At 60.2% G+C, this 26,433-nt stretch carries 16 protein-coding genes and 4 tRNA genes; 8 read left to right on the top strand and 12 right to left on the bottom strand.

The features are described 5' to 3' along the window. Nucleotides 1-15: 15 nt before the first annotated feature. The 4 genes from thrC to argS form a co-directional block, all read right to left on the bottom strand. Nucleotides 16-1,116, bottom strand: a complete 1,101-nt coding sequence (gene thrC, locus O3648_RS01900) for a threonine synthase (RefSeq protein WP_044150573.1) — start codon at nucleotides 1,114-1,116, stop codon at nucleotides 16-18. A gap of 165 nt (nucleotides 1,117-1,281) precedes the next feature. Continuing rightward, nucleotides 1,282-2,571, bottom strand: coding sequence for a homoserine dehydrogenase (locus O3648_RS01895; RefSeq protein WP_371568070.1), 1,290 nt, complete (start codon nucleotides 2,569-2,571; stop codon nucleotides 1,282-1,284). A 317-nt stretch (nucleotides 2,572-2,888) separates the two neighbouring features. Next, nucleotides 2,889-4,409, bottom strand: coding sequence for a diaminopimelate decarboxylase (locus tag O3648_RS01890; protein ID WP_371568068.1), 1,521 nt, complete (start codon nucleotides 4,407-4,409; stop codon nucleotides 2,889-2,891). An 83-nt stretch (nucleotides 4,410-4,492) separates the two neighbouring features. Beyond that, complete coding sequence (argS, locus tag O3648_RS01885; RefSeq protein ID WP_279740499.1) at nucleotides 4,493-6,157, bottom strand: arginine--tRNA ligase; 1,665 nt, start codon at nucleotides 6,155-6,157, stop codon at nucleotides 4,493-4,495. A 75-nt stretch (nucleotides 6,158-6,232) separates the two neighbouring features. Here argS and O3648_RS01880 point away from each other — a divergent pair. The 3 genes from O3648_RS01880 to O3648_RS01870 all read left to right on the top strand — a co-directional run bounded on the left by O3648_RS01880 (nucleotide 6,233) and on the right by O3648_RS01870 (nucleotide 8,715). Continuing rightward, nucleotides 6,233-6,306: transfer RNA gene (locus O3648_RS01880), tRNA-Arg, on the top strand. 235 nt (nucleotides 6,307-6,541) lie between these two features. Continuing rightward, the gene (locus O3648_RS01875; RefSeq protein WP_279754648.1) at nucleotides 6,542-7,489 is read left to right on the top strand and encodes an NADP-dependent oxidoreductase; all 948 of its coding nucleotides are present in this window, start codon (nucleotides 6,542-6,544) and stop codon (nucleotides 7,487-7,489) included. Between the two features lie 14 nt (nucleotides 7,490-7,503). Continuing rightward, on the top strand, nucleotides 7,504-8,715 hold the full coding sequence (locus O3648_RS01870) for an alpha/beta hydrolase fold domain-containing protein (protein WP_371568065.1): 1,212 nt from the start codon (nucleotides 7,504-7,506) through the stop codon (nucleotides 8,713-8,715). 68 nt (nucleotides 8,716-8,783) lie between these two features. Here the strand turns inward: O3648_RS01870 and O3648_RS01865 are convergent, their stop codons facing one another. Beyond that, nucleotides 8,784-9,245 carry a helix-turn-helix domain-containing protein gene (locus tag O3648_RS01865; protein ID WP_279740493.1) on the bottom strand — a complete coding sequence of 154 codons (462 nt, stop codon included), beginning with the start codon at nucleotides 9,243-9,245 and terminating at the stop codon, nucleotides 8,784-8,786. Between the two features lie 285 nt (nucleotides 9,246-9,530). Here O3648_RS01865 and hrpA point away from each other — a divergent pair, with 285 nt between their 5' ends. Then, nucleotides 9,531-14,021 carry an ATP-dependent RNA helicase HrpA gene (gene hrpA, locus O3648_RS01860; protein ID WP_371568063.1) on the top strand — a complete coding sequence of 1,497 codons (4,491 nt, stop codon included), beginning with the start codon at nucleotides 9,531-9,533 and terminating at the stop codon, nucleotides 14,019-14,021. 366 nt (nucleotides 14,022-14,387) lie between these two features. On the opposite strand, the gene O3648_RS01855 is transcribed toward hrpA, so the two are convergent. The 5 genes from O3648_RS01855 to glnA form a co-directional block, all read right to left on the bottom strand. Further along, a tRNA-Val gene (locus O3648_RS01855) sits at nucleotides 14,388-14,459 on the bottom strand. Between the two features lie 24 nt (nucleotides 14,460-14,483). Beyond that, a tRNA-Cys gene (locus O3648_RS01850) sits at nucleotides 14,484-14,554 on the bottom strand. 47 nt (nucleotides 14,555-14,601) lie between these two features. Next, nucleotides 14,602-14,674, bottom strand: a tRNA-Gly gene (locus O3648_RS01845). 403 nt (nucleotides 14,675-15,077) lie between these two features. Continuing rightward, nucleotides 15,078-18,416: a bifunctional [glutamine synthetase] adenylyltransferase/[glutamine synthetase]-adenylyl-L-tyrosine phosphorylase gene (locus tag O3648_RS01840; RefSeq protein WP_371568062.1), complete on the bottom strand. Its 3,339-nt coding sequence runs from the start codon at nucleotides 18,414-18,416 to the stop codon at nucleotides 15,078-15,080. 217 nt (nucleotides 18,417-18,633) lie between these two features. Further along, entirely contained in the window at nucleotides 18,634-19,974 is a 1,341-nt protein-coding gene (gene glnA / locus O3648_RS01835; protein ID WP_279740488.1) for a type I glutamate--ammonia ligase, read from the bottom strand. Between the two features lie 389 nt (nucleotides 19,975-20,363). Here glnA and O3648_RS01830 point away from each other — a divergent pair, with 389 nt between their 5' ends. Further along, on the top strand, nucleotides 20,364-22,211 hold the full coding sequence (locus tag O3648_RS01830) for a geranylgeranyl pyrophosphate synthase (protein ID WP_371568060.1): 1,848 nt from the start codon (nucleotides 20,364-20,366) through the stop codon (nucleotides 22,209-22,211). A gap of 54 nt (nucleotides 22,212-22,265) precedes the next feature. After that, a complete protein-coding gene (gene panB / locus O3648_RS01825; RefSeq protein ID WP_371568057.1) occupies nucleotides 22,266-23,180 on the top strand; it encodes a 3-methyl-2-oxobutanoate hydroxymethyltransferase in 915 nt (304 codons plus the stop codon). Between the two features lie 140 nt (nucleotides 23,181-23,320). Here the strand turns inward: panB and O3648_RS01820 are convergent, their stop codons facing one another. Then, a complete protein-coding gene (locus O3648_RS01820) occupies nucleotides 23,321-23,578 on the bottom strand; it encodes a hypothetical protein (protein WP_348539259.1) in 258 nt (85 codons plus the stop codon). Between the two features lie 277 nt (nucleotides 23,579-23,855). On the opposite strand from O3648_RS01820, the gene map reads away from it, so the two are divergent. Together map and ppgK are read left to right on the top strand one after the other, a co-directional pair. After that, nucleotides 23,856-24,767 carry a type I methionyl aminopeptidase gene (gene map / locus O3648_RS01815; protein WP_279740483.1) on the top strand — a complete coding sequence of 304 codons (912 nt, stop codon included), beginning with the start codon at nucleotides 23,856-23,858 and terminating at the stop codon, nucleotides 24,765-24,767. 112 nt (nucleotides 24,768-24,879) lie between these two features. After that, a complete protein-coding gene (ppgK, locus tag O3648_RS01810) occupies nucleotides 24,880-25,731 on the top strand; it encodes a polyphosphate--glucose phosphotransferase (RefSeq protein WP_279740482.1) in 852 nt (283 codons plus the stop codon). A gap of 169 nt (nucleotides 25,732-25,900) precedes the next feature. Here the strand turns inward: ppgK and nrdR are convergent, their stop codons facing one another. Further along, nucleotides 25,901-26,356, bottom strand: coding sequence for a transcriptional regulator NrdR (nrdR, locus tag O3648_RS01805; protein ID WP_005506525.1), 456 nt, complete (start codon nucleotides 26,354-26,356; stop codon nucleotides 25,901-25,903). Nucleotides 26,357-26,433: the final 77 nt, after the last annotated feature.

The following is a 26,433-nucleotide window of genomic DNA, read 5'->3' as shown; positions in this document are numbered from 1 at the left end:
CGTAATATGAACAGACTAGTTCAAATCAAGAATATCTGCCACAGCAACCACGTCGAAGGGAGCCTTAGTCGGCTCAACCTTCACACCGTTAACAGCCTCAAGAGCCCACTGCGGGTCCTTCAGACCGTGACCAGTCACGGTAATCACAATGGTCTTACCCTCGGGAGCTTCACCTGCGCGGTGCTTCTTCAGCAGACCCGCAACACCGGCAGCCGAGGCCGGCTCCACGAAGACACCCTCGCGGGCAGACAACCAGCGGTGAGCCTCCAGAATCTCCTCATCGGTGACAGCCTCAATCACGCCGCCAGACTCGTCACGAGCAGCTTCAGCTTTCTCCCACGATGCGGGGTTACCGATACGAATCGCGGTCGCAATGGTCTCCGGTGCCTCAATTGGGTGACCAGCAACAATCGGTGCAGCACCAGCAGCCTGGAAACCCCACATAATCGGACGCTTGGTCGCAACCGGCTCCAAAACCTTACCGTCACGGTTGGTGTAAGGCTCCGAGTACTCCTTGTAACCCTTCCAGTACGCGGTGATGTTACCCGCGTTACCCACCGGCAACAGGTGATAATCAGGAGCGTCACCCAGGGTGTCAACAACCTCAAACGAACCGGTCTTCTGACCCTCAATACGGTAAGGGTTGACCGAGTTCACCAGGAACACCGGGTAATTCTCGCTGAGCTTGCGAGCAATCTCCAAGCAGTTATCGAAGTTGCCGTCAATCTGAATGATGTCAGCACCGTGAGCAATAGCCTGAGACAGCTTACCCATCGAAATCTTGCCGTCCGGAACCAGCACTGCGCAGCGCATACCAGCCTGCAGAGCGTACGCTGCAGCCGACGCCGAAGTGTTACCGGTCGAAGCACACACAACAGCCTTCGCACCGTCACGCTTAGCGGCGGTCATCGCGCTGGTCATACCTCGGTCTTTGAACGAACCGGTCGGGTTCATACCCTCAAACTTCAGGTAAACGGTGTTACCGGTCTCAGCAGACAGTGCCGGCGCGTGAATCAGCGGGGTACCACCCTCACCCAGGGTCACAGCCTTCACATCGTCTGCGAAAGGCAGACGGTCACGGTACTCATTGATAACGCCCTGCCACACGTGTGCCATTGGGTTCTCCTTCAATCTTGGCGCCCCGCCCGCCGGACCTTGCAAGGTCCGGCGCGGTAGCGGGTACGCGGGTTAGTTCGTCAGCGATGCTTCTACACGCAAGCATCGCACGTTTAGTGAGCAGCACTTGCCACACATCAGTTCGCGCTGAGTAATTCTCGACGCTTAGTGTTTCTCGGACTCCACACGGATGACCGAGTTCACCTCACACACAGTATCCAGAGCGTCAATCACAGCAATCGCACGACGCAAATCGGAATCCTTGGCCGAGTGAGTCACCATACGAATCTGAGCCGCACCCCCCTTCGGAGCGGACTGACGCAGAGAATCAATAGAAATACCATGCTCAGTCAGGATGCGGGTAATGTTCGCCAGAACACCCAAGCGGTCCTCTACCAGAACACCCACCGAGTAGCGAGACACCACGTTATCCAGGCTGGTTGCGTGCAGCTGAGCGTGAGAAGTCTCCGGAACACCGGGGCCACCCAGCACCAGACGACGAGCCAGGGACACGAAGTCACCCAGAACAGCCGAAGCAGTCGGAGCGCCACCCGCGCCGGGACCGTAGAACATCAGCTCGCCGGCGTTCTCTGCCTCAACGAACACAGCGTTGAACGCACCGTGCACGCCCGCCAGTGGGTGCTGACGAGGAATCAGGGTCGGGTTCACGCGAATATTTGCGCCGTCCGCGCCCTCACGTTCACAAATAACCAGCAGCTTGATGACGTAACCGTCAGCATCCGCGGCAGCAACATCATCAGCGGTGATGGAGGTGATGCCCTCGGTGTGCACATCATCAATAGTGAAAGTCGAGTGGAACGCCAGCGAAGCAACAATCGCAGCCTTCGACGCAGCATCGTGGCCCTCAACATCAGCAGTAGGGTCAGCTTCCGCGTAGCCTAGTTTCTGAGCCTCAGCCAGTGCATCCGCGAAGGACGCGCCGGTGGTGTCCATCTGGTCAAGAATGTAGTTGGTGGTGCCGTTCATAATGCCCAGAACGCGGGTCACACGGTCACCAGCCAGGGAGTCGCGCAGGGGGCGCAGAATCGGGATAGCGCCCGCAACAGCAGCCTCGTAGGAAAGCTGAGCACCGGACTTATCAGCGGCCGCCTGCAGCTCCACTCCGTGCTTAGCCAGCAGTGCCTTGTTACCGGAGACCACCGACTTACCAGCCTCCAGAGCACGCAGAATACGAGTGCGAGCCGGCTCAATACCACCGGTCAGCTCAATCACTACATCAGCTGCATCAATCAGAGATTCAGCGTCAGTGGTGTACAGCGAGGGGTCCGCGTTCCAGTGGCGGGATGCATTAGTATCGCGCACAGCAATACCGATCAATTCCACAGGCGCGCCAATGCGCTTTTCAAGGATGGCGTTATCCTCGACCAGGATGCGAGCAGCCTGGGAACCGACATTACCGGCACCAAGCAGTGCTACTTTGATCTTTTCAGCCACGATAGTCTCTTTCTACGGTCTGTTCCGGGTTCACCCCGGTATCTCTTCGGGCTACGGCGTGGATGCGGCGCAGAGCACGCACTCAACAACCACTTTATCAAGAGCCGGGGACAGCTCAGCAGCCTCAAGGTGCGACTTTTATTCTCTGAGATGAGGTATCCCTCACAGTTATGAGGTAGCCTTATTTTCTGCAAAGTTTTGAACACACAAAACCGTGAAGACCCCACCCGCAATCGCCACCTCACAGCGCGCATTGCAGAGACGGAATCTTCACGGTTTCTGAGGCTCTTGGGTTATGGGGTTCTGAGCTAAGGGCTCTAGATATCCGAACCCATATCCAGCGCCAACATATCCTCCTCATGCTGACGGCGAATCATCACGCGCGAAGGCTGACCCTGCGCGGTCGCAATCACCGGCGGACGAGTAAAGAAGTTATAGTTCGAACCCAGCACATAGCAGTACGCGCCGGTCGCCGGAACCGCCAGAATATCCCCAGCCTGCAGGTCAGCAGGCAGGTAGCAGTAACGAACCACCACATCGCCAGACTCGCAATGCTTACCCACCACGCGAGAGAGCACCTGCTCCCCCGCTGGGGCACGATTCGCCAAGGTCACAGAATAATCCGATTCGTACAGCACTGGGCGGGCGTTATCACTCATACCGCCGTCCACCGAAATATAGCGGCGCACGCGAATCTCACCGTTCTCATCCTCAATGCTCACGTTCTTAATGGTGCCCACCGCATACAGGGTCGCACCCGAAGGACCAGAAATAGAACGACCCGGCTCGAAAGACATGTGCGGAATCGCCATACCCAAACGCTCGCAGGTTGCCGCAACGGAAGAGGCAATCGACTCGGTCACCTCGGTAATGGAGCGAGGGTGATCCGCCTCAGTGTAGCCGATGCCGTAGCCGCCGCCCAGGTCCAGCTCCGGCAGGGTCACACCCAGGTCACGGTTGAGGCGGTTCATGAACTCCAGGGCGGTAGTAGCCGCCTGCTCGAAGCCCTCCGCCTCAAAAATCTGCGAACCAATATGGCAGTGAATACCGCGGAAATCCAGGGAATCGGTCGCGTTCAAAATCGCGGCTGCCAGCACTGCGTAAGAATCAGTCGCCTCAACACCCCAGTACTCCAATTCCTCTTCATCCAAACCGGCAAGCGCGGCGGTGCCAGGCTGCAGGGACATGCCGAACTTCTGGTCCTCGTGCGCGGTCGCAATGGACTCATGAGTCGAGGCATGCACGCCGGGAGTAATGCGAATCAGCACCGGAACGGGGGCGTAAGGCTCCTCGCCCTCAGCCACACGCTCGGCGGCAAGCTCTGCGTACACACGCTCAATGAGCTTGAGCTCGTCCACCGAATCAGCCACCACGCGACCCAGGCCGGTACGGATTGCGCGGGCAATCTCAGCTTCCGACTTGTTATTGCCGTGCAGGGCGATATTTACCCCGGGCACCTGTGCACGCAGAGCCAGCGCCAGCTCACCACCGGAGGCGGTATCCAGGCACAGCCCCTCCTCAGTCGCCCAGCATGCCACCGCCGTGGATAGGAAAGACTTACCGGCATAGTAGACGCTCACCTGCGCACCGTGCGCCGCGAAAGCCTGCTCAAAAGCGGTGCGGTAGGCGCGGGCGCGGGCGCGGAAAGTCGTTTCAGAGAAGACGTACTGCGGGGTTTCATGCTCAGCAACCAGATCGCTGACGGTCACGCCGTCAATGCAGAGTTCACCCTGCTCATTGCGGGTGAAAGAATCAGTCCAAATGGTACGAGACAGGGCCTCAGGGTGCTCGGGGTAGGTGAGCCATTCGGGGGCGTAGAGGGCGCGGGCTTCGCTCATCGTGTCTCTTTCTTAGCTATCTTTGCAGGCATACGCTCAACCCCCGCCCCGGTGGCACCGGATCGGGGGTTGAAACGAGAGTATTACATGCGCTCGGGTGCGCTCACACCCAGCAGGTTCAGACCATTAGCCAGCACCTGCTGTGCTGCATTGTTCAGCAGCAGGCGGGTACGGTGCAAATCGGTGACCTCTTCATCAGCCTTGGGGGCGACGCGGGAGACACCGTACCAGCTGTGATACGCCGAAGCGAGCTGCTCCAGGTAGCGATTCACGCGGTGCGGCTCGTAGAACTTCGCGGCATCACGCACAGCAGCGGGGAACTGACCGAGTACAGCCAGCAGCTCACCGTCAGCAGCCGAGTCGAGCAGGGAGGTGTCCACGCCGTCCTCAACCTTCACGCCAGCCTCTGCAGCGTTACGTGCCACAGCGGCGGTACGTGCGTGAGCGTACTGCACGTAGTAGACCGGGTTCTCATTGCTCTTGGAAGTCAGCAAGCCCAGGTCAATGTCGATGGGGGTGTCCACCGAGTAGCGGGTCAGCTCGTAGCGGGCCGCGTCAACGCCAACGGCTTCGACCAGGTCCTCGAGGGTGACCACAGTGCCGGCACGCTTGGACATACGGACGGGCTTGCCGTCCTTGACCAGGTTCACCAGCTGACCGATCATGACCTCAATCTGGTCGGCACGGTAGCCAAGAATCTGTGCGATAGCCTTCAGACGGCCCACGTAGCCGTTGTGGTCAGCACCAAGCATGTAAATCGCCACATCGGCGGGGTTTTCTGCACGGGTCATCTTGTCCTGGTAGTAGGCGATATCGCCCGCCACGTAGGCGTGGTTGCCGTCAGACTTAATGACCACGCGGTCCTTGTCGTCACCGTAGTCGGTGGTGCGCATCCACCATGCGCCGTCAGCCTGGAAGAGCTGACCGTTCTCGCGCATGGTGTCGAGCAGGGCGTCCACCTTGCCGCCTTCAAATACGGAGTTCTCATGGAAGAACACGTCGAAGTGGGTGCCGAATGCCGCCAGGGACTCCTTGATCTGATCGAACATCAAGTGAGTACCGATTTCGCGGAAGATTTCTTCGGGGTTCTCAGTCTCAAGCGCGTCGGGGCGCTGAGCCAGAATCTGGTCCTTAATATCAACAATGTAGGCGCCAGCGTATCCGTCCTCGGGGGTCTCCTCACCGCGGGCCGCGGCAATCAGGGAGCGCACGAAACGGTCAATCTGGGTGCCGTGGTCATTGAAGTAGTATTCGCGCACGACGTTAGCGCCCTCAGCCTCAAGGACGCGGGCGAGCGCATCACCGACGGCAGCCCAGCGGGTACCACCCAGGTGGATGGGGCCGGTGGGGTTCGCAGAGACAAACTCAAGGTTGATGGTCTTACCGGCGAACTTGTCGCTGCGGCCGTATGCTTCGCCAGCCTCAACGATCGTGGCGGCGAGCTCACCAGCAGCTGCGGCGTCCAGGGTGATGTTCAGGAAGCCGGGGCCAGCAATATCTACAGATGCAACACCGGCGATGGCGCCAATCTTCTCTGCCAGAAGAGCTGCTGCCTCACGCGGGTTCTTGCCCACCTTCTTAGCGAGCTGCAGAGCGACGTTGGTTGCCCAGTCACCATGTTCGCGGGACTTGGGGCGCTCCACTCGGACGGCGGGCAGTTCAGCGCCCTCCACAAGGGTCAGCTGGCCGGAGGAAATGGTTTCTTCAAGGGCAAGCGCAATAGCTTCGGAGAGTTCTTCAGGAGTCATAACAAACTATTCTAGCAAGCCTTGGCAGGTGCCTGACCGTTTTATCTAGTGCTTATCTGATACCATAGATGGGTTGCCTCTGTAGCTCAGCGGATTAGAGCACCAGTTTCCGGTACTGGGGGTCGAAGGTTCGAATCCTTTCAGGGGCACGATGTTCTTATTCGAGAGGGAACACGGGAGCCGGTATCCGAGGCGTATCGTTCGGGTATCGGCTCCTTTTTATTTTTATTTAACGGCCATGCCGGGTAGCTCCCTCTTAAACCTCAGAGAATGGACACTACCCACCTGCCTGTTGTGGCAACGCTAACCACCTTGAGAGAATGGGGAAACGCGCACACCAGGCACATCAGCACGGCTTCAAGCCACGACAGCGGAGGTAACCCGATGACCACCATGCGCCAGATTCAGCTCACCGAATGGGGTGACGAAAGCGTTCTGCACGAAGCAAACGTGCCTATCCCCTCCCCGGTGCGCGGTCACGTGCTCATCAAGACGGTTGCCGCCGGTGTCAACCCGATTGATCTGACCACTCGCAAGGGCTTGGGTCCCGCCGCTCAGCTGGCAGACCCGTCGTACAAGCCCTTCGTGCCCGGCTGGGATGTTGCCGGCACCGTGGTTGCTACCGCCGGCGACTACACGGGTTTTAAGGTGGGCGACGGCGTATTTGGTCTTGTTTCTTTCCCCTCCCCCGCCGGTGCGTACGCCGAGTATGTTCTCGCCCCGGCGCATCAGTTGGTGAAGGTGCCCGCCGATGTTCCCTGCGCACAATTGGGTGGCGCTCCCCTGGCGGCGCTGACCGCATACCAGGCGATCTTCGAGGTGGCGCGGTTGAAGGAAGGTGAGCGCGTGCTCATTCACGCCGGTGCCGGAGGCGTCGGTCACCTCGCCGTTCAGTTGGCGGCGCAGGCGGGCGCTCAGGTTTTTGCGACCGCCTCCGCGGCGAACCACGAGTTTGTGCACTCGTTGGGTGCCCAGCCCATTGATTACCGCACCGAGGATTTCCGTGCCGTACTGGGTCAGACCATGGACGTGGTACTCAATTCCACCGGTCAGCAGACCTTCCTTGATTCGCTTGAGGTGCTGGTTCCTGGCGGCCGTATTGTCACCCTGACCAGCCCCGACCCTCTGGATGTTGCGCGTGAGCGCGGCTTCGAGGCGCAGTGGCTGACGGTTCACCCGGACCGCACGCAGATGCAGGAGATTGCCCGCCTCATGTCCTTGGGTCTATTGAAGGTGCACGTGGATCAGGTGCTTAATTTTTCGCAGGCAGCGCAGGCTCACGCCCTGGTGGCAACGGGTCGCACCCGCGGCAAGATTGTACTGGTTCCCTAACGCGGCGCTGATTTATGTTGAACTCTGAGAGCGCGCCGAAGATTGAGCGCGCACTGAACGCTGAGGGCGCACTACCTGCTGAGGGTGTGCCGACCGTTGAGAGTACCGAGTACCGCTCCGGTTTTTACCGCGAGGCGGGCTTTTACGATGCCCACTCGCTACCCGACTACGGTGCGCAGTCCCCGGTAACTCGCGAGGCGTTCGCCTACGATTTTTTCCCCACGGCTGCTGAAACTTCAACTGCCGTGACTTCTTCCCCCACGCCGTTGCTCGTGTGGATCCACGGTGGCGCCTGGCGCTTCGGCACCAACCAGGCCCTACGCGACACTATCCTGCGCACCCCCTCCGGGAAGCAGCCCAATGCCCAGGCGCTCATGCGCGCCGCTTTTCAGCAGGCAGGCTGGGCGGTTGCGTCCATCAACTACCGGTATTCGCATCAGGCGCTCTTCCCCGGCGCCCTGCACGATGTGAAGGAGGCGGTGCGTTTCTTCCGCGCCAACGCGCACGAGTTCGGTATCGACCCGCAGCGCATTGCGGTGGCAGGTGGAAGCGCCGGCGGGCACCTGAGCATGATGGTTGCGCATACGGGAGATTCCGCCGCCGGTGACTCTGTATTTGGGGGTTCTGCGAGCTCATCCGAGCAGGACGAATATTTTGAAGGCAGGGCGGCGAGCGCCTACCCGTCCCATAGTTCACAGGTGAGGGCGGCAGCTTCGTTTTACGGGGTCAGCGATTTGAGGACCATCTTCACCGATCGCCCTCTGGCTGGCTACGCCCTCGATCATCCCGAGGACGATGGCGCCGAGTGGCGACTGCTGGGAAGCACCTACCCGGTGCCCACAGATGCGTCTACTATCGACGTTTCCAGGGGTGAGCGGGCGGTTCCAGGGGTCTGCATCGAGCGTACCCAAAAGAACTGGGAACGCGCGCATCCTATTGATGCGGTACGCCCCCAGAAACAAGTGGAAAAGGTCGACGGTGCCTCCGCACAGGGAGTGAGCGGCGGTGCCACTGCCCTCATGCTCGTGCACGGTATCAGTGATTCGTGTGTGCCGTACCAGCAATCGGTGCGGATGTATCAGGCGCTGCGCACGCGGCAGGTACCTACCGAATTGGTGCTGGTTCCGGATGCCGAACACGGGGATTCGCGCTGTTTTAGCCTCGAGATTGTTCAGCAGATGCTGCTATTCCTCAACCGCGCTATTCAGCTCAACCATACTGTCTGAACTGTGCCGGCTGAACCGTGCTGTCTCATCAGAGTGATTGGTCAGACAGTGATTGACCAGATACGGGTTTAGCGAACGCGGCGGTTCACGTATTCGTGCTTAAGGCGGTAACGTTCGAGGTCATCAAAAGCAACGCGACGGTGCGTATTAATGCGCTCGAACGGAATATCTCCGCGCTCCAGCAGGCGAACAACGGTCGGGCGAGATACGCCCAGGTAGTCTGCCGCCTCCTGTGTGGTCATCAGGCGGTCCTGGCGTACCACGCAGACATCCTTACGGTCGGCGAATGCGCGCGCTACGGAGGTGAGGGGTCCGTACATTTCGGGAGAAATCTGTACGCGCTCGCCGTCGCCGGTCACCAGGTAGAGGGTTTCTTCGGCGCTGAGGCGATCGAAGTGGGTGCGCAGACTCGCGTGAACGAGGGCTTGGAAGAGTTCTTCGCAGCGGTGGTGAATTTCTTCATGCTGTCCGTCTTCGCAGCAATCCAACACTGCAGCACGTGTTGCCGGGTACGTCTTTGGTGATGGCATAGTCACTCCTTCGTTACTGTGTTATTCACCACTGTAGCAGTTGAACGAAACTATCGAAAAAAAGTTAAGAAGCGCAGTTAATTCGCATCTATAGTGCATAAAATTCAGATAAATAATTATAAGTTTCTTAGATGGCATTTGATGTCATTTATTATATCTTAATTAGTCTTTTTAGGGTCATGATTCCACCGCTCCCCACCCGGGGTTCCCGCGAACAAACCCAAATATGACAAACAAAGCACACCCCAAGCCCACCGCGGGCAAGGCGAGTACACTGGATAAGATATGTCTGAGCAGAAATCCACGAAGAAACACGCAGATACTTCTACTTCTAAGGCCCCCCGCATCGCCCCCACCATGGCGAGCATGGCAGCAGCAATCCACGCGGCAAAGATACGATCCTCCGAAAAAACCGCTGAAAAAGCCGCGGGCAAGACCGCAGATAAAACTACTGAGAACAACGCGGTCAAAAACGGCGCCCAGAAGAGTAACGCAGACCGCAAGAACTCCTCCCGCAGCGCCTCCGAACGCAACTCCAACACCTCCCGCTCCAACCGACGCGGAGGCGGCAACAACCGCACCCGCAAGCAGGGCGGTGCGCAGGGCGACAACAAGGGCAACCAGCAAAAGCACCCGGCACCGCGCCGCTACGAGCCGCTCATCCCCGAGGTCATCACCTACCCCGAAGAGCTGCCCGTCAGCGAACGCCGTGAAGACATCATGAACGCGATCCACGACAACCAGGTCGTCATCATCGCGGGTGAGACAGGCTCCGGTAAAACCACCCAGATTCCTAAAATGTGCCTCGACCTGGGCCTGGGCGCTAAAGGCCTCATCGGCCACACCCAGCCGCGCCGACTCGCCGCACGCTCCGTCGCCGAACGCATCGCCGAAGAACTAGGCCAGAAAATCGGCAAAACCGTCGGCTACCAGGTGCGATTCACCTCCGAAGTGGGCGAACACAGCGCTATCAAGCTCATGACCGACGGCATTCTGCTCGCCGAAATTCAGAACGACAAGCTGCTGCGCCGCTACTCCACCCTCATCATTGACGAGGCGCACGAACGTAGCCTGAACATTGACTTCATCCTCGGCTACATCAAGCGCATCCTGCCGCAGCGCCCGGATCTGAAGGTCATCATCACCTCCGCGACCATCGACCCGGAGCGTTTCGCGCGCCACTTCTCACCGAGCTACGTGCCGGGCAAGGGCATCGTCGACGAAAACCTCAGCGCCGAAGAACGCGAAATCGCCGAAGCAATCCTGCCCGACGACGCGCCACCCATCATTGAGGTGTCTGGCCGAACCTACCCCGTGGAAATCCGCTACCGCCCGCTCGATGAGGAAGACTACCTCGGCGACGACGAAATTGAAGACGACCACGACCCCACCGACGGCGTCCTCGACGCCATCAAAGAGCTGTCCAAGGAAGCCCCCGGCGACATCCTCATCTTCTTCTCCGGTGAACGCGAAATCCGCGACGCCAAGGACGCCATCGAGGCAATGGTCGCCAAGTCCCCGCGCCTGAACTACGAAGTGCTGCCCCTATACGCGCGTCTCTCGCTCGCCGAACAGCACCGCGTGTTCTCCCCCGGATCGCGCCCGCGCATCGTGCTCGCCACGAACGTTGCCGAAACCTCGCTGACCGTGCCCGGCATCAAGTACGTCATCGACACCGGCACCGCACGCATCTCCCGATACTCTGCACGCACCAAGGTTCAGCGCCTGCCCATCGAACGTATCTCGCAGGCCAGCGCCAACCAGCGTTCCGGCCGATGCGGCCGAGTCAGCGACGGCATCGCAATCCGTCTCTACTCCGAGGAAGACTTCAACTCGCGCCCCGAGTTCACCGACCCCGAAATTCTGCGCACCAACCTCGCCGCCGTCATCCTGCAGATGATCGCAATCGGCGTGGTCCGCGAACCCGGCGACATCTCCCGCTTCCCGTTCGTGCAGCCGCCCGCATCCCGCTCCATCAACGACGGCGTGAACCTACTTCGCGAACTCGGCGCGCTCACCGAACGCCCCCGCGCCCCCCGCAAGGGCCGCGGCAAGAGCGCAACCCTCACCGCCATCGGCCGAGCCATGGCGGCATTCCCCGTGGACCCGCGCCTGGCCCGCATGATTATCGAAGGCGGCCGCCGCAACTGCGCCAAGGAAATGATGGTGCTCGCCGCCGCCCTGACCATCCAGGACCCGCGCGAACGCCCCGCCGACGTACGCGCCGAAGCAGACGCCATGCACGCCCGCTTCGTCGACGACACCTCCGACTTCTCATCCTTCCTGTTGCTCTGGGACTACATCAACGAGCAGCAGGCGGCGCTGTCCTCCTCGCAACTGCGCAAATTGTGCCACCGCGAATACATCAACTACCTGCGCATCCGCGAATGGCAGGACCTATTCGCCCAGCTACGCGAAATGGGACGCACTGCCAACATTCACGCCAGCAGCGGCAGGGACATCAACGCTTCTGCCCATGAAATCGACATCCACAAGAGCCTGCTCTCCGGCCTGCTCTCGCACGTGGGCGTGAAGGAAGAACGCGAAAAGGACTCCAAGGGACGCAACCGCGGCCCCCGCGAATATCTCGGCGCACGCGGCACCAAGTTCGCCATCTTCCCCGGCTCCGGCCTGTTCAAAAAGAGCCCCGACTGGGTGCTCTCCGCCGAACTCGTCGAAACCTCCCGCCTGTGGGCACGCACCAACGCCTCCATCGACCCGCAGTGGATCGAAGAAATCGGCAAGCACCTCATCAGCGTGCAATACTCCGAACCGCACTGGTCGCTTAGCTCCGGCGCGGCAGTTGCCTATGCCAAGGGCACCCTCTTCGGCCTGACCATCTACGCCGACCGCCCCGTGCAGTACGCTCGCGTAGACGCCGCCGCAGCCCGCGAACTGTTCATCCAGTCCGCCCTCGTCGAAGGCCAATGGCACACCCAGCACAAGTTCTACCTGCGCAACCAGCGCGCCCTCGCCGAAGTCGAAGAACTTGAGGCGCGCCTGCGCCGCCGCGATCTGCGCGTGGATGACTCCGTACTCTTCGCCTTCTACGACGCACGCATCCCCGCCCACGTGACGGACGTTCGCGCCTTCGATAAGTGGTGGAAGCAGGCACGTCTCGAAGACGACAACTACCTGGACTTCAACCCCGAAAAGCTCATCAACGAGGAGGCCGCCGACTACGACGACTCCCAGTTCCCCCGTCAGTGGGTGCAGCGCACCGACAGCGGCGAACTGACCCTCGACCTGCGCTACGAATACGCCCCCACCGCCGGCATCGGAGGCGCACGCACCGACGCCGCCAAGCGCGACGGCGTAGCAGTCCAGGTACCCATCCTGTTCCTCAACCAGCTGAGCCCCGAACCGTTCCGCTGGCAAATCCCCGGCCTGCGCCACGAACTCGTTACCGCGCTCATCAAATCGCTCCCCAAGGCGATCCGACGCAACTTCGTGCCCGCGCCCGACGTGGCACGCGCCGCCTGCGCCGCTCTGGAAGAGGACTACTCCCCCGCCACCGACGAACTCGTCCCCTCCCTGGCACTCGTACTACGCCGCCTGCGCGGCGTCGTTGTCGAGCCCGAAGCCTTCAACTGGGACGCCGTGCCCGAACACCTGAAAATGGGATTCCAGGTGCGCAACGCACGCAACAAAATCCTGGGCGAAGGCAAGGACCTACGCGCCCTGCAGCAACAGCTCCACAAGGAGATTCGCGGCGCCCTCGCCGACTCGCTCGGCGCATCCGACGACACCATGGCAAAAATGGTGGCGCTCGCCCAGGGCGGCTCGGGTGGCTCAGGTACTTCCGCGGCTTCTGCCAAGAAGGGCGCGAAGAATGCTCAGGGTAGCACCACCGCTCAGGCAGCTGACGCACACGGCTCGCAGGTACGCGAAATCAGCGGCCTCACCGAATTCCCCGCCGACCTCTTCCCCAACGGAGAGATTCCCCGCAAGGTACAGCGCATCATCGCCACCCAAGCGGTCAACGGCTACCCCGCCCTCGTCGACGAAGAAACCAGCGTAGGCCTGCGCATCTTCCCCACCGAAGCCGAACAGCTCCACGCCCAGCGCCGCGGCATCATCCGCCTGCTCCAACTGCAGGTGCCCTCACCCGTACGCTACGTGAGCGAACACCTCTCCCACAAGGAGAAAATCGTCTTCACACAGAACCCGCACGGCTCCATCAACGAACTCATTCGCGACTGCACCGTCGCGGCACTCGACCATCTCGTGCCGCACACCCCCATCTTCACGCACGCCGAATACAGCGAACTCTACGAGCACGTGCGTGCCGAACTCATCGAGACGGTTTTCGACGTCACCAAGCTCGTCGCCGAAATCCTCTCCGAGACCACCGCGCTGAAGAAGGCAATCAAGAAGGCAACCTCGCTGACGACCATGCACGCCGTCTCCGACGTGAAGGCACAGATGGAGAACCTGGTCTACACCGGATTCGTGGCGAAGACCGGCTACGACCAGCTGGTTCACATCCCCCGCTACCTCAAGGCCGCCCAGGTGCGCCTGACGAAGCTCGGCCCGAACCTGCACCGCGACAACCAGCTCATGCTCACTGTGCAGGATCTGGAAGACTCCTACGATAACGCAGTTAAGTCGCTACCGACAGGCACCATCGTGCCGGATGCGCTCCGCCGCGTGAACTGGATGATTGAGGAGCTGCGTGTCAGCTTCTTCGCCCAGGAGCTTGGCACCGCCTACACGGTGTCTGAGAAGCGCATTGCGAAGGCTCAGCGTGAGGCGTTGAACGCTATCAAGCACTAATTCCGGGAATACGGTTTAGTTGCGGACAGGCGGTGTTCGTCCTCGCTCCTACAGGGGCGCCCGCCGCCCCGGACGCTCTCCGCTCTTCCTTACGTCGCGGTGGAGAGAGCCCGGGGCGGCACCCTGATGTCACGACGGAGGACACCGCCCCTCCGCCTCGTAAGTAAAACACTTAGCCTCGGTTCCGCATGTGCAGGGCTTGGGTACGCGAAGTGAGGCGAGGGCAGGTTCCCTGCGACACCACGGAGGAAATATACGCAGCACCGCCTCCAGAACATACACAGGGCAACGGAGCAACACCGCCCCTCCTCAACCAAAAAATTAAACACAAAAGCCCTTAGCTCGAAAGCTAAGGGCTTTTATCTGTGCGCGATACTGGGATCGAACCAGTGACCTCTTCCGTGTCAGGGAAGCGCGCTACCGCTGCGCCAATCGCGCTCACAAAACAATTGTTTTGTTGCGAGGTGAGGACGGGATTCGAACCCGCGTACACGGCTTTGCAGGCCGCTGCCTAACCACTCGACCACCTCACCGCATACGCTCCACAAGGGAACGCGTTCGAACTCTTGGAGTCCTTACGAGCGGTTGACGAGACTTGAACTCGCGACATCCACCTTGGCAAGGTGGTGCTCTACCAACTGAGCTACAACCGCATATCAGCTTATTCATTTTGAATCATTCCGAGGAGTTTTTCCCTCCGTCGTGCTGACAGGTAAATACTATACGGGGTTTTTGAGTGTTTGCCAAATCCTTTGTAGATTACCCCGTATTCCGCATGTTTCCGGGGCAGAATGGGGTGTTTCGCTTCGTTTTTGAGGAGTGCAATCAAAATTTATTTTCATGGTGCCAGTCACATTTTAGAAGTTTTGGGGTGGTTACTAGTCCCGCGAGGTTAGCGGCGGGCACATGATGTCCGCTGAACGTCCACAAAATTTTTCAAAAGAGAACGAAGAAAAGGAGAGGCGGGGAACCATGTTCCCTACCCCTCCCCTATGAAATCCGCACCGGAAATTCGCACCGGCGAAAACGCCAGGCTCATATTTTTATGGAATCTTTCTAGAACTCCTCGAAGAAGAGGCGTTCGTAGACCTTGCGGGCGTTGCGGGTTTGACGCAGGTAGTCCTCTTCGAGGGCGCGTGCGCTGCCGGCGGGGTATCCGCACCAGCGGGCGATCGCCTCCAGGTCGGCACGTCCTGAGGGCAGGATGTCGGATTGGCGCACGCCGCGCAGCACGTTGCCGCCGCGAATCTTCGTGACTAGCAGCCAAGCGCCGCTAAGAATATCCGCATCCGCACTCTCAATGAGTCCCGCCTCAACTGCCGCATTCAATGCTGACAGCGTGGAGGTGGTGCGTAGCCCCGGCACGGCGTGCGCGTGGCGCAGCTGCACGAGCTGTACCAGCCATTCCACATCGGAGAGGCCGCCGCGGCCGAGCTTGAGCTGGCGGGTGCGGTCGGCACCGTGCGGCATGCGTTCGTTCTCGACGCGCGCCTTCATGCGGCGAATCTGCTGCACCTGTTCGGGCGCGAAAGCTGCCGGGTAGCGGTACGGGTCGATGAGCTCCACGAAGACACGTCCGAGCTCCTTGTCGCCGGCGATGGGGCGGGCGCGGGTGAGCGCCTGGAATTCCCAGGTTTCCGCCCAGCGTTCGTAGTAGGAACGATAGGAGTCCAGCGAGCGCACAATAGCGCCCTGCTTGCCTTCGGGGCGCAGGTCGGCGTCCACTTCGAGGGGCCGTTCGGCGCGAATGGCGGGCTTCACCGGCTGCTTGAGGAGCGCCAGGGTACGGTTGACGATGCGTGCCGCCTGTTCCTGCGCGGCGTCTTCGTCGACCCCCTCGAGGGGTTCGTGGACGAACATGACGTCCGCATCGGAGCCGAAGCCGTTCTCGGCGCCGCCGAGGCGGCCCAGACCGATGACGGCGATGCGGGTGAGCAGCTTCTCCCCCACAGTTTCCTCCGCTGACTCAGAGCCTTCCGGGGTGACCTGAAGCTCACGCAGGGCAATCTGCAACGCCGCGCCAATCGTACACTCATCAATGGCAGCAAGACCGGCGCAGGTATCCTCAATGTCAACGATGCCCAGAGTCCACCCCATGGCAGTGCGCAGAGTCTCACGCCGACGCATATAACGCACGGCGCGCATTGCCTCGACCGCATCGGCGTGACGAGCCAGCAAAGAAGACACCTCAGAAGCGAGCGCTTCCTCCCCCAGCGGCTTGAGGTCTGCTACCTTATCCAGCCAGGCAATAGAGGCGGAGGCGTCCTCCAGCAGGTCGGTCATAAGGCGCGAGCTGGAGAGCAGCTGACTGAGGCGTTCAGCAGCTGCGGGTGAGTCACGGAGCATACGCAGGTACCAGCTGGTGCTGCCGAGTGATTCGGAGACGATGCGAAATCCGAGCAGGCCGGCGTCCGCGTCCACGCCGCAGGCGAACCAGCCCAGCAGCACGGGCATGAGGTGACGCTGGATATCTGCACTGCGGGAAAGTCCCGTGGTGAGTGCCTTGATGTGGCGCATAGCGCCGCGCGGGTCGCGGTAGCCGAGGGCTGCAAGACGGTCCTGTGCTGCCTGTTCGCTGAGAACCACTTCGTCGCGGCTGAGCGTGGAGACAGCGGCGAGTAGCGGGCGGAAAAAGATTCGCTCATGCAGAGAACGGACATTCCGTTTAATTTTCTGCCAAGCTTTCAGCATCTGTTCAGCGGAGAGCGTGCCATTGCGTTCCGGGGACAGGATTGAACGAGCCAGGGCACGCTGTTCGGCGTCCTTCTCGGGCATCAGGTGGGTGCGACGCAACTGCTGCAGCTGGATGCGATGCTCCAGCACGCGTAGCTTCTTGTAGTCGCGGCTGAACGTTTCGGCGTCAGTGCGGCTAATGTAGCTAACAGCGGTCAGCGCCGCCAGGGAATCCACGGTGGACTTGGTGCGCACGGCGGGGTCGGTTCGACCGTGCACGAGCTGTAGCAGCTGCACGGTGAACTCAATATCGCGCAGACCACCCGGGCCCAGCTTAATCTGACGGCCCACCTGGTGTATGGGAATGTTGTCGGTCACGCGGGCACGCATCGCCTGCACGGATTCCACGAAGGATTCACGGGCGGCGGACTCCCACACAAAGGGGTCGATTGCGCGGGCGTAGCGGGCTCCCAGCTGCGCCGAACCGGCGATGGGGCGTGCCTTGAGCAGCGCCTGAAACTCCCAGTTTTCGGCCCAGCGTTTGTAGTACTGAACGTAGGATTCGACGGTGCGAACGAGCGGGCCGTCTTTACCCTCGGGGCGCAGGTTCGCGTCGACTTCCCAGAGGGCGGGTTCGGGCGCGGGGCCCATGATGGCGCGGGTGAGGGCGTGCACGAGTTCCGTGCCGATGGTGGAACATTCGTTCTCTGTGAGCTTGAGCGGGGCACTCTCCCCCTCCGCCCCGGTATTGGGCGTGGCGGCGGGTTCCACGGGCGCAACCACGTACACCACGTCAACGTCAGAGATGTAGTTCAGCTCGCGGGCACCGCACTTACCCATGCCGATAATCGCCAAGTCCAGGGCGTTTACGGCTTCGCCACGGCGAGGAGCCGCCAAGCCAGGGCCCAGCCCCTCCGCAACTTCCGTGCGTGCAATAGCGAGCGCGCCCTCCAGCGCGGCGGCAGCCAGATCAGCGAGGTGACGACCGATGGTGGGCATCATTTCAACCGGGTCTTCACAGCACACATCAATGAGGGCGATACGCGCCAGGGCGGCACGGTAGGCAACGCGCAGGGTCACGTAGCCGTCTTTGCCGGTCTGCTCGACGGCAGCGCGCGGACGCTCCGCGTGGGGGTCGGCGCCGAGGGCGGTAAGGATATCGCGGCGGTAGGGGGTGTCCAGCGGTGCGATGGGGGTCAGGAATTCCCCATCGGTTTCCGGCAGAATCGACGCCGGGTGCTGGGAGCGAATCAGCGCGCTCTCAGCCGGGTACACCTGCGTGTCGAAGAGCGAGTCAATGTGCTCGGGGCGGCGGTAGAGAAAATCGCCAATCGCCTGGGACGCACCGAGCAGGCGGTACATGCCGAATTCTTCTTCGCTGCAGTTGGCGCGCTCAGCAACCGCTGGATGCTTCTCAATGAGGCGCACAAGGGCGGGCAGGGCAATATCCGGTGAGGGGGCAAGGCGCAGCCCGGCAAAGAGCGCATCCTGCGAGACGTGCTGCAGTTCAGGCGCGTTGAGCCAGCGCTCTGCCTTGGAGGGGTCGTGGAAGCCGGTGGCGATCATGCGGGTGCGCAGGCGCAGCTGGGCTTTGCGTTTGGCTTCGGCTCGCTGCTCGTCGCCGAGTGCGTCGGCAGCGATGTCAGTCAGCGGTTTGGGTTCTTTGGCAGGGTCGATCATGCGGATGAGCCCGGTGGCCGGGTAGTGGGATCTGTCAGTCATAGCGTGAGAACCATGGGTAGAGAACTACGGGTAGGGAGTAGGTCCGTGGGGTGGGGAGTATAAATTTTGGCCGCTAAAAACAGCGGTGAACGGTAAAGCTGATAGGTGCAATGGATATATCTGTAGGCGGTACCCGCCGGTGCGTTACCGGTGGCGGGTACCGCCCTGAGGCTGTCAGCGCTCACTCACCGTACGAGGAGGTGAGAGGATCCAACCGCTAGAGGATTCCAAGGTTGTACTTGAGCTCGTAGGGGGTCACCTGAGCCTGGTACTGATCCCAGTCGGCACGCTTATTGCGTAGGAACTGTTCGAAGACCTGCTCACCCAGAACCTCCGCCATGAATTCGGATTCTTCAGTAATGTTGATGGCTTCACGCAGGGAAGCAGGCAGCGGGTTGTAACCCATAGCGCGGCGTTCGGCGTTGGTCATGGCGGCCAGGTCCTCGGTCACGGCGGGCATGAGCGGGTACTCGTTCTCGATACCTTTCAAACCGGCGGCAAGAATCACCGCGTAGGCGAGGTACGGGTTCGATGCCGAGTCCAGACCGCGGTACTCGATGCGTGCGGACTGCATCTTGTTCGGCTTGTACAGGGGCACACGCACGAGGGCAGAGCGGTTGTTATGGCCCCAGGAGACGTAGGAGGGAGCCTCGCCGCCGCCCCAGAGGCGCTTGTAGGAGTTGATGAACTGGTTGGTGACCGCGGTGAATTCAGGGGCATGCTTGAGCACACCGGCGATGAAGTGGCGTGCGGTCTTGGACAGCTGGTATTCGGCACCCGCTTCGAAAAATGCGTTGGTGTCGCCTTCGAAGAGGGAGAAGTGGGTGTGCATGCCGCTACCGGCGTACTTCGTGAAGGGCTTGGGCATGAAGGTTGCGTACATGCCGCGTGAGTAAGCGACTTCCTTGATGACGGTACGGAAGGTCATGACGTTATCGGCGGTCTGCAGGGCATCGGCGTGGCGCAGATCGATTTCGTTCTGACCCGGGCCGGTTTCGTGGTGGCTGAATTCGACGGAGATGCCGACTTCTTCCAGCATGGTCACTGCCTTGCGGCGGAAGTCCTGCACGATGCCGCCGGGGGTGTGGTCGAAGTAGGATTCGTAGTCCACGGGCACGGGGAACCCGTCAGCGCCGAGCTTGGAGGATTCGAGCAAGTAGAACTCAATTTCGGGCGAGGTGTAGCAGGTAAAGCCCATCTCCGCTGCCTTATTGAGCACACGCTTGAGCACACCGCGGGTGTCGGAGGCGCTGACTTCACCGTCGGGGGTAAGCACGTCACAGAACATGCGGGAGGTGTAGTCTTCCTCGCCGCGCCAGGGCAGAATCTGGAAGGTGGAGGGGTCCGGTTGCAGCAGCATGTCGGATTCGTAGATGCGGGAGAAACCCTCAATCGAGGAGCCGTCAAAGCCCAAGCCCTCATCGAAGGCGCTTTCTACTTCAGCCGGTGCGAGCGCAACGGATTTGAGGGTGCCGACCACGTCGGTAAACCAGAGGCGGATGAAGCGGATGTCGCGCTCTTCGATGGTGCGCAGTACGAATTCCTGTTGGCGGTCCATGAGTTGCCCTCTCGGTGCGGGCGCGCATCCGCGTGGTACCCGTCTGCGGGTGGCGGAGGCGCGCTAAATTTTACTGCCGTGGTGCGGAAAGCCCTGCATATCCCTTGGGATTCCAGGGGTTCCGCCGGGTTACGTGCCAGCGGTGCTGGCGCTTCCTTGCCCCGGCGTATGTCCTGTTGTTATCTAGCCTATCGGGTTCTGCTGTGTGGCGGGCGGGTGAGAGGTTTCGTTTGTGTAAATTCTTGTTCCTGCGCCACGGCAGCTCAGATTCTGGGCGATACTAGGAGGGGCACTCCCCCACTTTTTCTGCGGTGTGGGTTTTGTTCAGATACCCAGCACATGACGGGTTCGCGGGACGGGGAGCGGTGTCGCCTTGCGATAATGGGAGTATGCCACATTCCATTATTCTTCCCTCGACTGTGCAGTTTCCGTTGGCGCAGTTTCCATTAGCGCAGCTTCCGCTGGCGACCAGCATGGTTGCTGCCGACCCTACCGGTTTAGAGTGGCTACTACTTATTGCCGCTCCCATTGTTTTCTTGGTGTTGTACCTAGTCTGCCTTTTTGTGGTTGCGGTCTTTGGCCCGACAGTCATGAAGAACAACAAGTCTGGCGGCACGACCTACCTGCTGGACCGCCCCTCCCGTGTGGCGTTTAGGATTCGCACTTTGGCGTCGTGGGCGCTGATTGGTGCGTTTGTGGAGTTCATCTGGACCGGTTACACGGGCCGTTTGGGTTCGAGCGCGGCTATTCCGGTCATTATTTTTAGTTGGTCGTGGAAGTACACTTTCTTCTTCCTGCCGCTTCAGGTACTTCGTGCCTGGTATGTTCACGCAAGCCGCGGCAAGTATGATGCGCTGTCCGCTGAGGGTGCTCAGCGCCGTGAGAAGCTGAACCATAAGAGCGCCTACGAAGTGTCGAAGATGATGCAGCGTAACCCACAGCAGTTTGCGATGAGCAAGGAGCTGCATACGCTGGCGTGCGGTCAGAAGATTGCAGGCGTGCGTCCGTTCCAGAACCTTGACGAGGCGGGTAAGAAGCGCCGCACGAACTATACGGTGGAGCTGGCTGTGGCGCTCATGCAGGCGCGTGTCATGAACCCCGGTAAGCTTCCGTCGGAGGCGTTCGGTGAGAGCATCCTGGGTATGGGTGCTGGCATTACTTCTGATCGGGCGGTGGAGCAGACCTGGCTGACTCTGTGCACGGAGCGTGTCAATGCGCCGGATGCGCCGAACTACCCGGATTCGCTGGGGCCGGTGGCGGCTCGTTTTTCGCTGTTTACCACGATGTCGCTGTTGCAGCCGGTGATGGGTCGCCCCTATTCGCCGTTTACCGCTGAGGATGCGCGCCGTTTTGTTCCGCGTGATTTCTCGGCAGACACCGTGCTGTTGAAGACTGAGGAGCGGGGCAAGAAGGCTCTGACGCAGAGTGCGATTTTCCGTCAGCTTCATGAGCGTCTTCTGCCATTACATCAGCAGCAGCCCCAGCTGGTGGATGGTCGCGCCCTGGCGTATTGCGGTGCCCTGCTGTTGACTGTTGCGAAGGCTGAGGCGGAGAGCCAGCGGTTGACGAGCCAGATTCTGGTAGCGGCGGCTTCGCAGCGCGGCATCCTGTCCTACGGTTTGTTCTCGCAGATTGCTGAGGATTATCAGTGTGTTCAGCGTCTGCTGAATCTGATGGTGAAGGCGACCGCCGACATTGAGCGTTTCCTGAACTCGGTGGAGGCGCTGGTGCAGATACATTCTGGTCCGGTTCAGCCGTCCGGTATTGCGTATGAGAAGGTGCAGATGGAGTACATCGCTGCTCTTCTGGACGTTATTGTCTTCTCTTCGCACGCCCCGCTTGCCGGTTCTGTTCAGGCGTCTTACGCCCTGCTGAAGGCAGACTATGAGGCATTTACTTTCAACACTACCGATGAGTTGAGCCGCAGCTACTGGTTGCAGTACGCGAAGAACGCGGTGAGCGCCTGCGATACGGGTCTGTCTGGCGGCTACGAGGGTTTCTTCGGCTCTAATGATGCGGCAAAGACGGCGTGGGAGTCCTACGCGGAGGACGTCGTGAAGGAAGTCTGCACCTATTCGATTACGCAGCTGTATTGGGATGCGCTGGTGCAGCAGGCGCTTATTCAGCGCGATTTGCCGCGTGAGTTTAGTGATGCTTCTTCCGCTATTCCGGAGCTGATGAATAAGAACGCTGCTGCATCATTCCCGACCTACTACATTAACCTCATCTGGAACTAGGTTCGGGGCGAGCGGTACACCAGGTTGGAGCCGTGCAGGGTTAGAATAGTCAGCATGACTACTGAGCGTTCTTCCGAGATCTCTTCGCCTTACGCGGCACAGCCTGCCGCTACCTCAGCGGCTGTTCCCGCTGCTGCTAGCACATCGAAGCCTTTTGACCTGGACACCATCAAGAAGGTGCGTACCGTTCACCTGGCGCAGGCTAAGGCTACCGGGCAGAAGTTCTCCATGCTGACCTGCTACGACGCCCTGACGGCAGAGATTTTTGACCATGCCGGCATCGACATGCTGCTGGTTGGCGATTCTGCGGCGAATGTGGTGCTCGGATACGAATCGACCCTGACCATTACTCTGGACGAAATGATTCCGCTGGTGGCGGCGGTTTCTCGCGGTGCTTCCCGTGCCATGGTGGTTGCTGATCTGCCGTTTGGTTCTTATGAGCAGTCTCCGCAGCAGGCGGTGGCGAGCGCTGTTCGCCTGATGAAGGAGGGTGGCGCGCACGCGGTCAAGATTGAGGCGGATGCTTCGATGACTGAGTGGGTTCGTGCCCTGGTTCATACCGGTATTCCGGTGGTGGCTCATGTTGGTTTCACTCCGCAGTCGGAGCATGCTCTGGGTGGTTTCCGTGTGCAGGGCCGCGGCGATGCGTCTGAGCGTGTTCGTGAGGATGCGGTGGCGCTGGCTGAGGCTGGTACATTCTGCGTGCTCATGGAGATGGTAACCGCCCAGACCGCGCAGCTGGTTGATGAAGCTGTGGGCGCTGTGCCGACTATTGGTATTGGTGCCTCGAATGTGACAACCGGTCAGGTGCTGGTGTGGCAGGATATGATGGGTGTTCGCTCCGGTCGCGTGCCGCGTTTTGTGAAGCAGTTTGCGCAGGTTGGCCAGGTCATGGAGGACGCTGCGCGTGCTTATCGTGAGCAGGTTCGTTCGGGTGAGTTCCCGGCGGCTGAACACACCTTTGAATAGGCTTTAGCTTAAGAAAAAGCTTGAGAAGAAAGACCCCCGTATCCGGTGCTCCGGGTGCGGGGGTCTTCGCGTCTCACGTTTTATGTCTATTGGTCGGCGTGCCCCTTGAGCAAGTGAGTAAGGCTGAGGGTGCTCGTTCTTTAGAGCCAGCCGCCGTCCTTTTCCCAGGCGTCGTTGCGTTCACGGGTGCGGTCCATGGCATGTGCCGCCTCCTCGTAGGTTTTGAAGGGGCCCCACAGGGAGGTGACGGCGCTCTGCTGGCCGCGTTCCACCTCGCCGGTGGACAGGTTGTACCAGTACTCTTCGGGGTGCGGGCTGGTGGCTTCGGTCGCGGAGTTTAGGGTCTTTTCGACCGCCGAAACGATTGCGTCGCTCAGGCGGTTTTTCGTCTCGCTCACGGGTTCTCCTTTGACGGTGAGGGGTTGGTGTTTCTAGCTTCTCACGCGCATCGGTTCGTGGCAATGAGGCAGGCGGAGCTTCTCACGGCGCTTCCCCCCCTCTTCCACGGTCGTCCGCCCCATGCCTTCCGCTCCTGTCTTCCGTTCCGCGCAGTTTTGCCGCTAGGCTGCATGAAATTTTATTCACAATCTGGGAAAAAGGTACGGCTTATGTATCCGCCGCTTTTTAGAGCCCCGGCAACGGACACAACCCGCCCACGCCCGGTAAGATGAAACTATGTCTTCAACCAAAACGAATACTTCGCATAATCTTCCCGCAGAGCCCGGTCGAGCACCCGTCGGTTGCCTGACTGCCGGACGCATCACCCCCGTGCGCCCGGTCCCCTCGCACATTGTTCGCCCCGAGTACGTGGGTAAGCCCACCGCCAACGAGGGTAACGACTCGAACATGTACACCCCCGAGGAAGTTGAGCGGGTTCGCGCCGCCGGCAAGATCGCGGCAGGCGCCATCGTTGAAGCTTCCAAGATTTGCGTACCCGGCACCACCACCGACGAAATTGACGTGCTGGTTCACGAGTACATTTGCGACCACGGCGCGTACCCCTCCACCGTGGATTACCGCGGCTACCCCAAGTCCGTGTGCACCTCCCTGAATGAGGTTATCTGCCACGGCATCCCGGACTCCACCGTGCTGGAGGACGGCGACATCCTCAATCTGGACGTCACCGCATACCTGGACGGCATGCACGGTGACACCAACAAGACCCTGCTCATCGGTAACGTGGACGAAGAGTCCCGCCTGCTGGTTGAGCGCACTGAAGAGTCCCTGAACCGTGCGATTAAGGCTGTGAAGCCGGGCCGCCAGATTAACGTGATTGGTCGCGTCATTGAGAAGTATGCGGCACGTTTCGGTTACGGCGTAGTTCGCGACTACACCGGTCACGGTGTGGGTCGCGAGTTCCACTCGGGCCTCATCATCCCCCACTACGATGCGGCACCCGCCTACGACACTGAGATTCGTGAGGGCATGATTTTCACCATCGAGCCCATGCTGACCCTCGGCACCATCGAATGGGACCTGTGGGATGACGACTGGACCGTGGTCACCCGCGACCGCAAGCGCACCGCACAATTCGAGCACACCCTCGTGGTGACCGCTGACGGCGCGGACATCCTCACCCTGCCCTAAGTTGTTGTCTTAGACATCTAAGTTTTAGGGATAACCTGGCGAACCATCTATTCATTATTACTCGATAGCGCAGATATGTTTCTCCGCTCAGGCGAAGGAAAGAAAGGAAATTATGGCTAACTACGCTGAGCCCAGCCTCATCAACGGCCTGCCCGCTCCTACCCCCAAGGACCTGCAGATTGGTGTGGACATTGGAGGCACCGGTATTAAAGGCGGCATCGTCGACCTGCGCACCGGTGACCTTGTTTCGGACCGTTTCCGCATCGACACCCCCAAGCCCGCAACCCCCGCCGCTGTGGCTGAGGTTGTACGCCGCGTAGTCGATGAGTTGCAGGGCCGTGACCTGGCTCCGGATCCCGAGTCCGCTGTCGGCATCGACTTCCCCGCAGTAGTGAAGAACGGCATGGTCTTCTCCGCAGCAAACGTAGATGACTCCTGGATTAACACCGACCTGGAGCAGGTTATGAGCGAGGCACTGGGCGGCCGCACCGTCTACGGTCTCAACGACGCTGACGCAGCCGGTCTGGCTGAGGCAACCTACGGTCAGGGCCGTAACCGTGACGGTCTAATCGCTGTCATCACCCTGGGCACCGGCATTGGCTCCGCCCTCATCAATGACGGTGTTTTGATCCCGAACACCGAACTGGGCCACCTGGAGCTGGATGGCCACAACGCCGAGTCTCAGGCTTCCGCTCGTGCCCGCGAGGTGCACGACCTGTCCTGGAAGAAGTACGGCAAGCGCCTGTACCGCTACTTCGACCATGTTCAGATGCTCTTCTCCCCCGACCTGTTCATCATTGGCGGCGGCATCTCTAAGAACCCGGAGAAGTTCATGCCCTACTTTGAGGACCACATCCGCACCCCCATGGTCATGGCTGCTCTGCGTAACAACGCGGGTATCGTCGGTGCGGCACTATGGGCTGGCGGTATGCTGCCTGAGCGTAAGCGTCGAGGCGAAGCTTAAGAGCTGCTTCCTGTTTTACCCGCGGCCGCGTCAGCGCCGCGGCGAAGCGTAAAGTGTAGCTACAGCTAAAGGGGCTGTTTCTGAGATAGTTATCTCGGGAACAGCCCCTTTCTGTGTGCCAACCGCGCGTATAGCAGCGGCTGAACTCATTAGCTACTGGGCTAAAAAGTTACTGGGCGATGCGGTCCTCACGCAGACGCGCAATCGCCTCCTCAAAGTCTTCAAGATTCTCAAACGCCTGGTACACACTCGCAAAACGCAGGTAGGCGACCGCATCCAACTTCGACAGCGGCTCCAGGATGGTCAGACCCACCTCGTGCGCGTTAATCTCCGCCAGGCCGCGGGCACGAATCAGCTCTTCAACTTCCTGGGCGAGCTTTGCCAAATCGTCCTCACCCACGGGGCGGCCCTGGCATGCCTTACGCACACCGGCGGCAATCTTCGAACGGTCGAAGGGCTCGGTCACGCCGGAACGCTTAATCACCGAAATGGTGGTGGTTTCAACGGTCGTGAAACGGCGAGCGCAGGAGGTGCACTGGCGGCGGCGGCGAATTGCGGCGCCATCATCGGTGGTGCGGGAATCCACTACGCGCGAGTCGGTGTGCTTGCAATAGGGGCAGTACATTCTTTTCTCCTTGGCTGGGCGATAGCACCCGAGTATACAGCGCTCAAGAATATTTATACCTATTCTACCGTGATATA

Source organism: Rothia sp. 27098_8_161, assembly GCF_041432905.1.
In the GTDB taxonomy this organism is placed as follows: Bacteria; Actinomycetota; Actinomycetes; order Actinomycetales; family Micrococcaceae; genus Rothia.
Note: the sequence above shows the minus strand (reverse complement) of the source record. Positions and strands in the feature narration are given on the sequence as shown.

Excerpts from the sequence above, each read along its gene's own strand:
- hrpA (WP_371568063.1), top strand. The coding sequence starts at position 9,531 with ATGTCTGAGCAGAAATCCACGAAGAAACACGCAGATACTTCTACTTCT.
- O3648_RS01865 (WP_279740493.1), bottom strand. The coding sequence starts at position 9,245 with ATGCCATCACCAAAGACGTACCCGGCAACACGTGCTGCAGTGTTGGAT.
- nrdR (WP_005506525.1), bottom strand. The coding sequence starts at position 26,356 with ATGTACTGCCCCTATTGCAAGCACACCGACTCGCGCGTAGTGGATTCC.
- O3648_RS01875 (WP_279754648.1), top strand. The coding sequence starts at position 6,542 with ATGACCACCATGCGCCAGATTCAGCTCACCGAATGGGGTGACGAAAGC.
- thrC (WP_044150573.1), bottom strand. The coding sequence starts at position 1,116 with ATGGCACACGTGTGGCAGGGCGTTATCAATGAGTACCGTGACCGTCTG.
- panB (WP_371568057.1), top strand. The coding sequence starts at position 22,266 with ATGACTACTGAGCGTTCTTCCGAGATCTCTTCGCCTTACGCGGCACAG.
- ppgK (WP_279740482.1), top strand. The coding sequence starts at position 24,880 with ATGGCTAACTACGCTGAGCCCAGCCTCATCAACGGCCTGCCCGCTCCT.
- O3648_RS01870 (WP_371568065.1), top strand. The coding sequence starts at position 7,504 with ATGTTGAACTCTGAGAGCGCGCCGAAGATTGAGCGCGCACTGAACGCT.
- map (WP_279740483.1), top strand. The coding sequence starts at position 23,856 with ATGTCTTCAACCAAAACGAATACTTCGCATAATCTTCCCGCAGAGCCC.
- glnA (WP_279740488.1), bottom strand. The coding sequence starts at position 19,974 with ATGGACCGCCAACAGGAATTCGTACTGCGCACCATCGAAGAGCGCGAC.
- O3648_RS01830 (WP_371568060.1), top strand. The coding sequence starts at position 20,364 with ATGCCACATTCCATTATTCTTCCCTCGACTGTGCAGTTTCCGTTGGCG.
- O3648_RS01840 (WP_371568062.1), bottom strand. The coding sequence starts at position 18,416 with ATGACTGACAGATCCCACTACCCGGCCACCGGGCTCATCCGCATGATC.
- O3648_RS01890 (WP_371568068.1), bottom strand. The coding sequence starts at position 4,409 with ATGAGCGAAGCCCGCGCCCTCTACGCCCCCGAATGGCTCACCTACCCC.
- argS (WP_279740499.1), bottom strand. The coding sequence starts at position 6,157 with ATGACTCCTGAAGAACTCTCCGAAGCTATTGCGCTTGCCCTTGAAGAA.